This is a genomic window from Colwellia sp. KS18-150 (assembly GCF_057551365.1).
The window spans coordinates 73,174-87,230 of record NZ_BAAJMC010000002.1 but is presented as its reverse complement, the minus strand read 5'-3'; the positions used below and the strand labels follow the sequence as shown (position 1 = coordinate 87,230).

Genomic DNA, 14,057 nt, shown 5'->3' with positions numbered 1-14,057 from the left:
CAATCAATTTTATTTACGGCTAGTGCTTGCGCATCTTAGTGTTTATAAATTGATAAATATTATATTCTTATCGTTAATTCGTTATTTATGCCAATAATAATTATTGTGCTTGTACACGTAATTCAGCACTTGAACGGCTACGGTGACCTAGTAACGTTTTTACGTCGGTAGCGGTTGGCTTAATTAACTTGAATAATGGTGCGAACTTTTCAAAATCTTGTAAAATTTCTTGTGCGCGTAAACTACCTGTCTCTTCAAAATGGTGGTTGATAATGCCACGTAAATGTTCTTTATGAATCGCGATGTCGTTAACTGATAACATCTCTATTGATTCTTTATTTAAGCGTGTATCAAGATCGTCATGCTCATCTAATACATAAGCAAAACCACCCGTCATACCTGCGCCAAAGTTAACACCGACATTGCCAATTACAGTAACGATACCGCCAGTCATGTATTCACAAGCGTGATCACCAGTACCTTCAACAACTGCGTGACAACCTGAGTTTCGTACTGCAAATCGCTCACCGGCACGGCCACAAGCGTATAACTTACCGCCAGTAGCACCATATAAACAGGTGTTACCCATAATCATGGTCTTATGACTTAAGTATTCAACACCTCTAGGTGGTTTAACGGTTATTGTTCCGCCTGTCATACCTTTACCAACATAATCATTGGCATCACCAGTAAGAACAAGGTTTAAACCGCCTGCGTTCCATACACCAAAACTTTGTCCGGCAGTACCAGATAAGTGCATAGTAATTGGCGCAACCGACATGCCTTGGTCACCATGGTGACGGGCAATTTCACCCGATAAGGTGGCACCCACTGAGCGATCGGTATTTTGAATGGTAAATCTAAATTCTCCACCGCTGCTATGAGAGACAGCACTTCGTGCAGCGGATAGCATTTGTTGATTCAATTGACCTTCATCAAATGGCGTATTTTCTTCAGTTTGATGAAGCGCAGTATCTTCTGCAGCTACAACTGGAGCAATAATAGGCGATAAATCAAGTTTTTGCTGTTTAGCACTGATACCTTCAATCTGTGTTAGTAAATCAACACGGCCGATGATATCGGTTAAACTTTCAACACCTAAACTGGCAAGGATTTCACGCACATCATGAGCAATGAATTTAAAGTAATTCATTACTTGATCAGGTAAACCTTTAAAGAACTGCTCACGTAATACATCATCTTGTGTAGCAACACCTGTAGCACAGTTATTCAAATGACAAATACGTAAGAATTTACAACCTAAAGCAACCATAGGAGCAGTACCAAAGCCAAAGCTTTCTGCACCTAAAATGGCTGCTTTTACAATATCAATACCGGTTTTTAAACCACCATCAACTTGTAAACGTACTTTATGACGTAAGCCATTGGTAACAAGTGCTTGATGAGCTTCAGCTAAGCCAAGCTCCCAAGGACAACCGGCATATTTAACTGAGGTTAATGGACTAGCAGCAGTACCACCGTCATAACCTGAAATAGTGATAAAATCAGCATAGGCTTTGGCAACACCAGCAGCGATAGTACCAACACCTGGGCCAGAAACTAATTTCACTGAGATAACCGCTTTAGGGTTAACTTGTTTTAAATCGAAAATAAGCTGAGCTAAATCTTCAATAGAATAAATATCATGATGTGGTGGTGGTGAAATTAAAGTAACACCAGGTACCGAGTATCTTAATTTAGCAATTAATGGAGAAACTTTATCACCGGGTAATTGACCCCCTTCACCAGGCTTTGCCCCTTGGGCAACTTTAATTTGTAGCACATCAGCATTAATCAAGTAATGTGGTGTAACACCAAAACGGCCCGAAGCAATTTGTTTAATGCGTGAATTTTTCACGGTACCAAAACGACGCTCGTCTTCTCCACCTTCACCTGAGTTTGAAGAGCCGCCTAAACGGTTCATGGCAATAGCTAATGCTTCATGCGCCTCTGGACTTAAAGCACCAATAGACATAGCAGCAGAGTCAAAACGCTTATACATTTCGTTGTCGCTTTCAACTTGTGAAATGTCGATAGCTTCGCAGTCATCTTTCAGGGCTAATAAATCACGTAACATTGCAGCAGGACGATTGTTAACTTCATCGGCATATTGACGATAATCATCATAACTGCCAGTTTGTACTGCACGTTGTAGATAGTTCACTACGTCAGGGTTAAAGGCATGGTACTCTTCACCGTGTACGTATTTTAATAAACCACCATGCTTCATTTTCTGATGTGGTAAAAATGCTTTACGAGATAAGTTAATTGCATCTTGCTCAATATCACTAAAATCAGCACCTTGAATACGACTTGGTAAGTCGCTAAAACATAGCTTCATGATATTGTCATTTAAGCCAATAACTTCAAATAAACCGGCACAACGGTAACTAGCAATAGTTGAAATACCCATTTTCGACAGTATTTTCAATAGTCCTTTGTTGATACCTTCACGGTAATTAACCACAGCATCACGAGCGCTTAACTTAATTTGTCCTTGCTCAACCAACTGCTCGATAGTTTCAAACGCTAGGTATGGGTATATAGCGGTAGCGCCTAAGCCTAGTAACACTGCATATTGATGTGAATCACGTACGGATGCTGTTTCAACGATAATATTTGAATCACAACGTAATTGCTCATCAACCAAGCGTTTTTGCACCGCACCGACAGCCATAGCGGCTGGGATGACCAATAATCCTTTGTGAATTTGTCTATCAGAAAGTACTAAAATAACAGTACTTTTGTTTCTTACTAGGTCTTCTGCTTCATCACATAAACGCTTAATAGCAGCTTCTAAACCTTCTTCACTATCATAAGTAAGCGTAAGGGTATCTGAGCGGTAATGTTCAGGATCTAACTCACGTAATTGTTTTAAACCGGTATACATTAGTACAGGTGTTGAAAACAACATACGATCAGCATGGCCAGAAGTTTCGTTAAATACGTTATGCTCACGACCAATACAGGTACCCAATGACATTACATAGCGCTCACGTAAAGGATCTATTGGTGGGTTTGTTACTTGGGCAAACTGTTGGCGGAAATAATCGTATAAAGTTCGAGGTTGGCTTGATAATACAGCCATAGGTGTATCATCACCCATAGAACCTGTTGCTTCCTGACCATTTTCAGCTAATGTTTTGATTACTTGCTGAATTTCTTCGTAGCTGTAATTGAACATTTTATGATACTGGCTCATTTCAGTATCAGTGAATACTCGAGTACCAATTTGATTGGCTTCTAGTTCATCAAACGGTACTAAACGACGGATGTTTTTGTTTAACCATTCGCGATACGGATGGCGCTCTTTTAGGTCATTATCGATATCATTTGAGGTAAATAACTTACCTGTATAGGTATCAAGGGCAAGCATTTCACCTGGGCCAACACGACCTTTTTCAACAACTTCATCTTCGCCATAATCCCAAATGCCTACTTCAGAGGCTAAGGTAATAAATCCGTTACGAGTAATTACATAACGGGCAGGGCGTAAGCCGTTTCTATCTAAGTTACAAGCTACATGACGACCATTAGTCATAACTACGCCGGCCGGACCATCCCAAGGCTCCATATGCATGGAGTTAAATTCATAAAAGGCGCGAAGTTCATCATCCATTAAGGTGCTGTTTTGCCAAGCAGGAGGCATCAATAAACGCATTGCGCGGTATAAATCCATACCACCGGCTAAAAATAGCTCAAGCATATTATCTAACGAAGAAGAATCAGAGCCTGTTTGACCAACAAATGGTGCTGCATCTTGCAAATCTGGTAATAATGGCGACTTGAAACGGTAAGTACGTGCACGTGACCATTGACGGTTACCATTAATCGTATTGATTTCACCATTATGGGCAAGGTAACGGAAAGGCTGTGCTAAATGCCATTGTGGTGAGGTGTTCGTTGAGAAACGTTGATGGAATACACAAATAGCACTTTGCATGCGAATATCTGCAAGATCTAAATAGAAATTAGAAAGATCTTTAGGCATCATCAAGCCTTTATAGATAGTCACTAAACAAGATAGGCTGGCAATATAAAATACATCATCGGTAATGCGCTTTTCAGCGCGGCGACGTGCCATATATAAGCGGCGCTCTAAATCACGATTACGCCAACCTGGAGGTGCATCAACAAATACTTGTTCAATAGTCGGCATATTATTGATGGCTGCATCACCCAGAACTGACGTATCAGTAGGGACTGCGCGCCAGCCAATAAGTGTTAAACTTTCATTGGCAAACTCTTCTTCAAGTATTTTTTTAGAAAGAGCGGCAGCAACGGGATCAGGGTTTAGAAAAATCATGCCTACTGCATATTTTTTACCTAGCTTCCAACCATTATCTTCGGCAACGGCTCGGAAAAAACTATCTGGTTTTTGTAGCAATAAGCCACAACCATCGCCTGTTTTACCATCAGCAGCAATACCACCACGATGTTGCATGCGATCAAGGGCTGAAATAGCGGTCTTAATTAGTTTATGGCTAGTTTCGCCATGTTGATGGGCTATCAAACCAAAACCACAATTTTCGCGTTGAACGCTATGATCATAAAGCTGCATTACTCTCTCCTAATAAAAAGCCACTTGGTTACAGAACAAAAAGAATAAAGGGATGAAAAAAGTGCATAACTATCCCGTTTTTTGACCAAGAGGGATTAATTAGATTACTCATTTATCGACAAAAGGTCAATAAAAATAGAGCATTTGCTCGTAATTTATTTACACTTTTAAGGAAGCTTTGTTACTTTGTTATCAGCTTTTAATTGAATAAACAGCATTTTCACTAGTTAATCACCCATTTACGCCTTTAAAGAAGCGAAAAAAACAACATTTTATGAAAGTTTATTACATTTTTAGGGGCGATATACTGTTTGCGAATACTCTATATTTATTCAGTTTATCTAGGATGTAGGTTGTTTGGGCTAAGAAATAAAAATAGGCAAAGAAAAAGTGGCGAGTAGTAATATGAAATTATAGAGAAGCAAGGACAACTTGCTTCTCTATAATTATCCTAGTTTAAGGTTGATAACCGTTAATAATACCTTTTGTGGTGATACTTACGGCATCATGCGCATGTAGAGACTCAAGGTGGTTTATTTTTAACCAGAAGTCATCAAAACTTTGCATTTGATTCAAACTATATTGTAAGTGACGGGCAGCATCTTCACAAAACATTAAATTTTGGCCATTGAGACGAGCAAACTCTTGTTCGTCTTCACGTTTAACCGCCGCTTGAACAGGTGTTTGCAGAGAATCTTCAATTAAGTTAACCAAGTCTGTTATCGGGAAATCACTAATACTACTGTTTAACTTAACTTTCACTTCTGCAATAGAGCGTTGTGAATGAGGGGTTGCAACTATGCCTTCCGTAGTGCCTAACCATTCATGTACAGATTCTGCATTTAATTCAACATCTGAAAACTTTTGTTGGAATGCTTTTTGGATTAATTGCCTAGCTAAGGCCGCAGAGCATGGGCAAGTAGATGAATATCGAACATCAACCGCCATTTCAATATTAAGCTTTCCTTGATTAAAGTGACCCGTTAATTTTATTGGGTAAGCTTTCCAGCCTTCTTTACCACTTATTAAGGACTTTCTGCGTAAATGATATTCAAAGTTAAAAACAACTTTTGCCTGATCGCTTAAATCGCTATGACTACTAATAAAGCCATCAAGTAAGGTAACTAGACTCTGATAATTAAGAACATTACTAGTGGACAGTTCATCAAGAAGCAAATAAAGGCGCGACATATGTATGCCTTTCGCTTGTGCTTCTTTTAGGTTGACGAAAGCGTCAATATGGGCTGAAACCATACGCTCACTCTCACCTTTTGAGGAAACCATGATGGGCATTTCAATATTACTCATGCCAACCCAGTCTAACGTTCCTTCTGTTTGGGCTGTGGTATGATTGGCAATATCAGGCATCGTTGTCGTCATTATGACTCCGCTTTAAGCTATATATACTTAACTAGGGCCGTGCGATGATAGCTAAGTAACCGCACAACAAGTAAATTCAAGGGCGCACATTCTATCTTATTTTTTCACAGTAATCATTATTGATATTCAAGCAACAAGAAAAAACTGTAAATATAAATATGATGGCTATGAATACAATCAATATCCACTAGCAGCTTAAAAGTCACCTGAGATGAAAGAGAATTAATGTTGGGTGAGGAAAATAATAGTTATTAGAGCTAAATTGGAACGCGAATAATAAATATAATGTCTTGGAAGTAAGCCTGCTTGCTTTCACTAAATTAATTTTAACGGCCTTGTATAGAATATTTAACAGCTAAAAATTTTTAAAGGGGTAAGCTATATTGGTGCACATCTAAAAGCTTGATAGACTAGTATGATAAATACATGATGGAGCTTGGTTTATGAGTATTGGAAATGAAGTATCGCAGCTAGATGTAGATTTACTCGGTAGTTATGTTCAAAGTTTAGGGATAGAAACGGTAAAAAAGATGTTGGCATTGTACAAGCAGCAATCATCCAACTACCTTACTGATATAGGCCATGCTGTAAAAAATGATGATGCAGAATTATGGCAAGATCATTGCCATAAAATGAAAGGAGCTGCCGGCAGTGTTGGTTTAAAATCTTTACACGCTCGGTTAGTTATCATGGAAAAACTTACCGCTGACACAAAAGAAAAAGCTCAGCAATTAACTGAGCTTATTGTTCATAATCAAGCGGCGATACATGACTTCAACTATTGGTTAGAAAATAATTAACCCTCAATGGGTTAATCCGCAACACCAACAAATCGGTAACCTTCACCATGAATTGTATTAATTAACTCTGATGTATCGGGATCTGATTCAAAGTGTTTACGTAATCGACGAATGGTAACGTCAACCGTTCTGTCATTGCTACGAAGATCTCTACCGGTCATTTCTTTGATTAACTCTTGCCTTGAGACAATTTGCCCAGCATTTTTAATTAATAACCTTAACGCTCTATATTCGCCTCGAGGAATTGCTATAACGTTATTTTTTGGCGATGTCATTTCACGAGAGTTACCGTTTAATGTCCAGCCATTGAAAGTGATGATTGATTGTTCTTCATCTTCTTCGGTACTAGCTTGACCGATACGGTTAAGAATATTGCGCGCTCTAATTGTTAGCTCACGAGGATTAAACGGTTTGGTTAAGTAGTCATCAGCGCCAATTTCTAAGCCAAGAATTTTATCTATATCGCTGTCTCGGCCAGTTAAGAATATTAAGCCTAAATTTTTATTATTAGTAAGCTCTCTACCGAGTAATAAACCATTTTTACCTGGTAAATTAATATCCATAATAACTAGGTTTATTGCTTGTTGACTGAGCATTACAGCCATACTTTCACCGTCAACAGCTTCAAAGACTTGATAACCTTCGGCTTCAAATAAATTGCGTAAATTAAAACGTGTAACGTCTTCATCTTCAACAATAAGAATTTGGTAATTTTCCATGTTATTTCCGTTGCTCTGTAGGGAATGGTTAACATCTAATTAACCATGTTAACTAAGTATGTATTAAATAACAAGAATATTGCACAAATACATAATAAAATATTTAAATCATTGTCCAGAAACAAGTATAACAGGCACTGTTATTTCAAAAGTTGTACCAACACCTTTATTTGATTCAAAATCTATATGGCCATTTAATGCTTGTGTAACTAAATTGTAAACCAAGTGCATCCCTAAGCCACTACCACCACTACCACGTTTTGTGGTAGTGAAAGGTTCGAAAATCCGTGTTTTGATATGTTCATCGATACCAATTCCATTATCTTGAAAACTAATATGCAACTGCTCACTTAAGTATATGATAGAAATGTTTAGATGACAGTTTTCCTGATTATCAAAGCCATGAATGATAGCATTTACCACCAAGTTAATTAGAATTTGGCTAATTGGTCCTGGCTTACTTTCTACGACTAATTCCTCGGGACATTCAACAGTAACAGAAACAGGCTTTTCATCTAGTTTGGCCTTCAATGTTAAGATAACTTCGTTAATTAATTCTTTAACGTTAAATTGGCGTGTTTCTGCACTTGATTGATCAACGGCAACCTTTTTAAAGCTTGATATTAGTTTGGCTGCACGTTCCAAGTTTCTGTATATAATCCCTAAGTTCTCTTCACCTTGAGTCAAAAACTTTTTAAGCTGGCTTGATTTGAGCGTTTTATCTTCAAATGCTTGTTTAATTTCATTTAACTTATCAGACATCAAGGAAGAAGCTGTGACTCCTAAACCTATTGGCGTGTTAACTTCATGAGCAATACCTGCGACCATATCACCTAAAGACGCCATTTTCTCATTTTCAACCAATTGACCTTGGAATTGATGTAATTTCTCTAAAGTGGAAAGTAGCTCTTGATTGGACTCTTTTAATGCATCAGTTCTCGCTGTTACTTTTTTGGTTAAATTGCTGTTCTCAAGTAGTGCCAATTGGTGAATATCATCTTGTTTTATTAGATGTTTTTGAGTTCTATTTAGCAACACATTAATGTTTTGCGCTAAAATATCAAGCTCTATAAGCGGTAACTTTTCTAAGCGTTGACCATAGTCTTTGCTTTGCGATATTTGTTGAACTGTTTCAACCATAGTACGAATGGGCTGATTGATTTTATTCTGAACTCTAAAAGCTAAGAAAGTGAAAAATATAATGCCTGTGATAAAAAACGCCACAGCGATATATATTATTTTTTCTATAAATTTATTTACATCCTTTAAATTAGTTTGGATGTATAGATATCCATATACTTGCTGATCACGTTTAATTTCAACGATAATCTCTAAATGGTTTTTATGATAGGTAAGCTGAGAAAGTTCATCAATTTGGCTTGTTTTGTTTGGGATGGTTGGGTAATAAATACTTTTATTAAACCCTAAATAATAACTAACTTCGTCATTGGGCTTTTTTGCATAAACATGAACATAGTTTATATAAGGAGCAGTAATCACTTTCGTTAATTGCTCCTTAAGTTGTTTGTGTCCGTCTTTATCATTTTCTATTAAATACGGGGCACTTACTTGTGCTAATGAATTGGCCCAAGCTGTGGTATTTAATTCTAGTTGTGATTTTTCTCTATCATGGGCAATAAGAATTGCACTGATATAGCTTACTAGCAGCACGAAGCTTGCCACAGCTAGAGTACTGGTCAACAGTAATCGTCTATTAGAAGTAAACTGACTTTTTGAATTCATAGCTTTACAATCGTTGAAAAAAGTTGATATTTCAAGTTTATGAGATAATTATACGCAAACCATTTCAAGATGCGAATTTTAGACTCGCGCAATTGATTCTTTTACTCATAGTAGCGTTGATAACATACTTAACCGGTTTTTGTTTTCTGACAGTAGTATATATTAAATCCTTGAGCCTGAGTGGCCACCTTAGTCGCACCAATATTTTCCTTCATTATGGGCAAGTATTGTAAGAAGCTATTAGCGACCACGGTAATGTTGGCCTCACTTGTCATAAAGGGATTGATACCCTGTAAGAACTCTTCTGTTGCTCGGTAACTCGTTTTAGTTCCTTGATGAAAAGGCGGGTTTGAAACAATATGCTGAAACTTTCCAGATAACTTCGATAAGCTATTTGATGCAAATACATTGCCTGATAAACCATTAAGAGCAAGAGTCTTTTTCGAAGAGCTGATGGCTAATGCGCTAACATCAAGTAAAGATAAGTTTGTATGTGAAAACTTCTTACCGATAAAACAGCTTATAACACCAGCACCGCAGCCAAAATCTAAAACATTTCCTTGCATCACCTGAGGTAAATTATCAAGTAATAATGCCGTACCTACATCAAGTTTTTTTTGGCTAAACACACCCGGTAAAGAAGCAATAGTCAATTCAATATCATGAATGGTAATTTGATAATATTTAAACCAATCCTCTATAGCAAAAGGCTTTTTTAAATTCTCTGGTTTTACAATCCCTGCAAATAACAAACAATGACGAGCAGCATCAATCTTTTGACAATTTTGCAAAAAATGTTGAGTGAGTTTTGGCGACGACTGTACTCCGCCTTTTTTCTCACCTACCAGTATTATTTTGGCATCAAGTAGTAAATAAGGTGCAATCATGGCTAGGGTAAAAGCCAATTCATCTTTACTTTTGGGGAAGTTAATAATAACTAGATCATGACTCAGATCACTGTGGTATTCACTTGTAAAACTGGTTGTAATTTGAGACTGATGCTTATCGTTAATAGCACAATATTCACTAAAATTAGTGTTATAACAACTGAGTGTCGCTTTCGGGTTTTCAGCTAGATAATGCTCGATAAAGCCATCGTTGATAAAATTCACAAATAATGGTGTTTTGGCAATTAACAATTCACTGTTACGCAATAATACTTGGCTGATGTTAGTAAGAGCAGAGTTTGATGTAGACATATAAGATGGAATATTTGTAACGCTTAGAAGTAGCTATTCTACGTTATGCAAATTTTGATGGCTATTATTATCATTAATAAAGGTGAATGATAAAAAAGAGCATTGACTCTAATACGATAAAAATGCTTAAATAGTCGTGTCCCTATTTCTAATCTGATGATGTTTTATTGTCAGATTCTAAAGGGGCCAGAAGAGGAGCGTTAACCAGGTAATTACTATGGTGAACTTGTTTATTTATGAGCAAGTATTTCACACAGAGATCAAACTCTGCTGATAGTAATGAGGGGGATTAACGCCGAGATAAATACTTTTTTGATGAAGTGTTTATCGGTCGTTTTATCAAGATGATAATATTGGGCTGAATCCCGACGACTGTCACTGTTATTAAATTATTTCTGATAATTAATAATTGAGTGGAGAGCTTCTGGCCTTTGCATAAATGCCAGTAAACACCCAATATCTACTAGGTGTGCTCGGCTCTTTGTAAACGCCTCCTAGCTCTCCGAACTAATCTGCTAATCGCAGAAATTAACGAGTTCGAAAGCAATGAATTTAAAATCTTCGATAAATGTATCTACGAATAATCGTGGAGAGAGCAAGCTTGATGCATTCCCACTGTGGACTGCGTTGGTAACTCCTTTTCTTGAAAGTAATCAAATTGACTATGACAGCCTTAAGAAAATTGCCACAGCACAAGCTCAAGCGGGTAACGCTTTATTGTTGTTGGGTAGTACCGGTGAAGGATTAGCCTTAACTAGCGATGAGCAAATTAATATTGTTGAGTTTGTTTGTAACTTAGAGCTTGAAGTCCCAATTATGGTCGCGGTAGGTGGATACAACCTAGCCGAGCAAGTTGAATGGGTAAACCGCTGCAATATGTTAAGTGTTGATGCCTACTTATTAGGTACACCTATTTATTCTAAACCGGGAGTCGTAGGACAAACTCAATGGTTTAATGCCTTACTCGATGCCGCTAAGTTTCCTTGTATGCTCTATAACGTACCATCACGTAGCGGCATAGAAATTCCAATAGCGACCGTTCAAAATGTTCAAGATCACCCCAATTGCTGGGCAATGAAAGAAGCCAGTGGTGATGTTAATAAATTTCTAAGCTATCGCCAATTTTGTCCTAATATTGAGTTATACAGCGGTGAAGATGCCATGCTACCTTATTTAGTACCTGCCGGTGCGAAAGGCTTGGTGTCTGTTTGTGCTAACGCATGGCCAGAAGCCACCAACACCTATGTACAACAATGTTTATCAGGGCACACGCAGCATATATTTCCTTTGTGGAATAATGCTGTTGATGAACTTTTTAGTGTCGCCAATCCCATACCTGTAAAAGTATTGATGCAGCAACAAAACATGATTAGCACATCAGTACTTCGACCACCATTAACTCATCTAGAGCTTACTAGTAGCACTAAGTTATTAGCTTTTGATGAACAAATTAATCAATGGTTAGCACAAGCTAATCAAACTTCTTTTATTAATACAGTTAACAATAGGAATATCGCATGAACTGGCAAGATGTTATAGCACAGTTAGAAACAGGCGCACTACGTGCAGCAAATCAAGATGAAAATGGCGATTGGCATGCCAATGTTGAAGTAAAGCAAGGCATTTTGTCTGCCTTTAAAGCAGGCGTAAATATTAGCTTTGATGGTAATTATCAAGGCTTTGTCGATAAAGATAATTTACCCGCTCGCCAATTTACTCCTGAAGATGGCGTACGCTTAGTACCTGGTGGCTCATCAGTTCGAGCTGGTGCTTATGTCGCCGAAGGCGTTATTATTATGCCTCCTGCTTATATTAATGTTGGCGCTTATGTCGATAGTGGCACCATGGTTGACAGTCATGCGCTAATTGGCTCATGCGCTCAAATTGGTCGTAACGTACATGTATCAGCAGCGGTTCAAATTGGTGGTGTATTAGAGCCAATCGGCGCTAGCCCAGTAATCATTGAAGATGATGCCTTTTTAAGTGCTGGCGTTGTGGTTGTTGAAGGTATAGTGGTGAAAAAAGGCGCGGTATTAGCACCGGGCGTTTCTTTATCAAAATCAGTACCGGTTTATGATTGTGTTAACCAAGTGATGCGTGAAAAAGGGGCTGAAATTCCTGAACGTGCTGTTGTTGTTCCGGGCACTCGCCCTGTTAAAGGTGAGTGGGCACAAGCGCAAGGATTAAATATGGCTTGTGCACTTATCGTTAAATATCGTGATGAACAAAGTGACGCTTCCTTAGAGTTGGAATCAATCCTTCGTTAACTAAGCACCTTGTTGCTGTAGAGCTCAATTTAGGCGTTAAAAGTACTCATTGATAGTCATCAACTCCGTGCTTTTCCTTTAACTTGAACCCTACAGCTTAAAGCTGAATAGTTAATGATCCGAGTTTTAGATTAAAGTAGATAAAAAAGAATCGTTATGATGACTAAACCCACTTGGTTTGACACCAGTATTGAAAGCAAGTTACTTGCGCATAATTCACCAGAAGATGAACAGGGTTATTTTGTTTATCAACTGGATGCGTTAAAACAACATTTGGCGAAACTACAGCAGCAAGATGTGATTAAACTGTGGTTTGCTGTTAAAGCTAATCCTTTATCTAAAGTGATTCAAACGTTGGATAGCGAAGGTTTTGATTTTGATGTTGCTAGCTCAGGAGAATTGGCGCAAGTGTTGGCGCAAGGAGTTTCTCCTGCAAGAGTATTAAATACTGGTCCGGCGAAATCAAAAAAACAGTTAACCGAATTTGTTCAATTAGGTGTGCAAACCTTTGTGGTAGAGAGTTTGAATCAACTGAATTGGTTAAATGAAGTTATTAAAGAGCAAGGTATAGCTAAGCCGCCAACTGTGCTGTTACGAGTACAATTACAATGGCCAGATGGCGAGAAAAATCCTTTAGGTGGTAATAGCTTAACGCCATTTGGTTTGTCAGTACAAGAATGGCAATCAGTACAAGTGAATGACTATCCGAAGTTAAATATTTGCGGCTTACATATTTTTCAGTGGGGCAATATGCTCAGCAATGAAAAAATGTACTCATTATGGGGGCAAATGGTTGCACCATTAACTGATTTGGCTACAAGTATTGGCATGGTTCTGAAAATTCTTGATTTAGGTGGTGGCTTAGGCATTGATTACCTTAATGAAGGGAGTACCTTATCATGGCAACAAATTATCTCTGATTTAGCGGATATAAAAGCACAGGCTGGCGTAGAAGAGTTATGGCTTGAGTTAGGACGATTCGCTGTCGCAGAGTGTGGCTATTATGTGGTCCCCGTAGTTGATAAAAAAATGAACTATCAACAAGAGCAGCTAGTGCTAGCGGCAGGTATTAATCATATAATCCGTCCTGCCATTACCGATCAGCCTTTTCCGGTAACCTTACTGCGTCAATCAGATGCCCCTAGCCAAAATTTTGACCTACATGGACCACTATGTACCAGTATGGATAAGCTAGGTCACTTGCCACTTCCACAAGATGTTGAAGTGGGAGATAAGCTAGTGTTTGGTTATTGTGGTGCTTATGGTTTTACTGAAAGTATGCCTTTCTTTTTATGTCATCAATTGGCGGCAGAATATGTTATTGATGAAGGTAAACTTATTGAAGTTAGAGCTGCGCAACCCGCTAGCTCTTATTTAGCCTAAGCTAA

9 protein-coding genes and 1 riboswitch are annotated in these 14,057 nt (G+C 38.1%); of the genes, 4 read left to right on the top strand and 5 right to left on the bottom strand.

The window, feature by feature from the left end; genetic code table 11:
• Positions 1-100: 100 nt before the first annotated feature.
• Together gltB and folE2 are read right to left on the bottom strand one after the other, a co-directional pair.
• On the bottom strand, positions 101-4,561 hold the full coding sequence (gltB, locus tag AC27IF_RS03740; RefSeq protein WP_487052365.1) for a glutamate synthase large subunit: 4,461 nt from the start codon (positions 4,559-4,561) through the stop codon (positions 101-103).
• A gap of 456 nt (positions 4,562-5,017) precedes the next feature.
• Complete coding sequence (gene folE2 / locus AC27IF_RS03735; RefSeq protein ID WP_487052363.1) at positions 5,018-5,941, bottom strand: GTP cyclohydrolase FolE2; 924 nt, start codon at positions 5,939-5,941, stop codon at positions 5,018-5,020.
• Positions 5,942-6,384: 443 nt separating this feature from the next.
• Between folE2 and AC27IF_RS03730 the strand changes: the two genes are divergently transcribed.
• Positions 6,385-6,741: an Hpt domain-containing protein gene (locus AC27IF_RS03730; protein WP_487052361.1), complete on the top strand. Its 357-nt coding sequence runs from the start codon at positions 6,385-6,387 to the stop codon at positions 6,739-6,741.
• 11 nt (positions 6,742-6,752) lie between these two features.
• Here the strand turns inward: AC27IF_RS03730 and arcA are convergent, their stop codons facing one another.
• From arcA to AC27IF_RS03715, 3 genes are all read right to left on the bottom strand, one after another.
• On the bottom strand, positions 6,753-7,460 hold the full coding sequence (gene arcA / locus AC27IF_RS03725) for a two-component system response regulator ArcA (protein WP_487052359.1): 708 nt from the start codon (positions 7,458-7,460) through the stop codon (positions 6,753-6,755).
• A 108-nt stretch (positions 7,461-7,568) separates the two neighbouring features.
• Positions 7,569-9,203, bottom strand: a complete 1,635-nt coding sequence (locus AC27IF_RS03720) for a sensor histidine kinase (protein WP_487052357.1) — start codon at positions 9,201-9,203, stop codon at positions 7,569-7,571.
• A 128-nt stretch (positions 9,204-9,331) separates the two neighbouring features.
• Positions 9,332-10,402, bottom strand: a complete 1,071-nt coding sequence (locus tag AC27IF_RS03715) for a methyltransferase (RefSeq protein WP_487052355.1) — start codon at positions 10,400-10,402, stop codon at positions 9,332-9,334.
• Positions 10,403-10,584: 182 nt separating this feature from the next.
• A riboswitch (Lysine riboswitch) is annotated at positions 10,585-10,834 on the top strand.
• A gap of 114 nt (positions 10,835-10,948) precedes the next feature.
• On the opposite strand from AC27IF_RS03715, the gene dapA reads away from it, so the two are divergent.
• The 3 genes from dapA (at position 10,949) to AC27IF_RS03700 (ending at position 14,052) form a co-directional block, all read left to right on the top strand.
• Positions 10,949-11,923, top strand: coding sequence for a 4-hydroxy-tetrahydrodipicolinate synthase (gene dapA, locus AC27IF_RS03710; protein ID WP_487052353.1), 975 nt, complete (start codon positions 10,949-10,951; stop codon positions 11,921-11,923).
• Positions 11,920-12,669, top strand: a complete 750-nt coding sequence (locus AC27IF_RS03705) for a 2,3,4,5-tetrahydropyridine-2,6-dicarboxylate N-succinyltransferase (RefSeq protein ID WP_487052351.1) — start codon at positions 11,920-11,922, stop codon at positions 12,667-12,669. The genes dapA and AC27IF_RS03705 overlap by 4 nt, the downstream gene beginning before the upstream one ends.
• Before the next feature lie 159 nt (positions 12,670-12,828).
• Positions 12,829-14,052, top strand: a complete 1,224-nt coding sequence (locus AC27IF_RS03700) for a PLP-dependent decarboxylase (RefSeq protein WP_487052752.1) — start codon at positions 12,829-12,831, stop codon at positions 14,050-14,052.
• Positions 14,053-14,057 lie beyond the last annotated feature (5 nt).